Annotated in this window: 1 protein-coding gene; it reads left to right on the forward strand. The window is 70.9% G+C overall.

Annotated elements, in window-relative coordinates:
• A partial coding sequence (locus tag KO538_RS29020) for a hypothetical protein (protein ID WP_219330440.1) occupies positions 1–728 on the forward strand: 728 nt, incomplete at both ends.

A 728-nucleotide genomic window follows, 5' to 3' on the forward strand; every position in this document is an offset into this window, starting at 1 on the left:
CGCCAGCGCCGCCGAAGCCGGCCCAGCCGCAAGCCGTGCCCAAGCCCGCGCCCGTGCCGCCATCGGTGCCACCCGTGTCGCCACCGCCGCGCAAGTGGCTGCGCTGGCTGGGCGGCATCGCCGTGCTGGCGGCCGTCATCGTCTACATGAATGGCAAGCCGGGCGGCAAGAATGAATCGGCCTGCAATGACGCCATCGATAGCGGCCTCAAGTTGGTAGCGAATGGCAGCCTGGACGGCGCCCGCCAGAAGCTGGCGACGGCGAAGAATGTGTGTACGGGCAAGTCCAGCGCCAAGGCTGACGATTTGCAGGCGGCCATCGGCAAGGCCGGTGCCGCATCCAGCGGTTGCCAGCGCAGCGTGCGCGCCATCGAGCGCACCATCGACGGCCATCAATTGCAAAGCGCCGCCAAGGGCATCGCCGCGCTCGACATCGATTGCGCGGGCGCTGCCAGCGTGGATTCCTTGCGCAAGCAGCTGGCGCGCCAGCAAGCGGCAGCCGCGTCCGTGCTGGTGGGCGTGCGCCAGGCGCTCGACGGCAAGGATGCGGTGGCGGCACGCAATAGCATCGCCAGGCTGGAAGCGATCGACCGCGAAGCGGTGGAATTGCCGCAGTTGAAGGCTGACGTGCAGGCGCTGTCGGCAACTGCGGCGCCCGCGCCTGCGCCCGTTTCAACCCCGGCTGCGGTGGAGCCGGCGGCCGCGCCGGCCGTCGCCCGCGCCGGGGCG

The sequence above is a fragment of the Janthinobacterium sp. NKUCC08_JDC genome, from assembly GCF_019345575.1.
GTDB classification, from domain to species: Bacteria; Pseudomonadota; Gammaproteobacteria; order Burkholderiales; family Burkholderiaceae_D; genus Janthinobacterium; species Janthinobacterium aestuarii.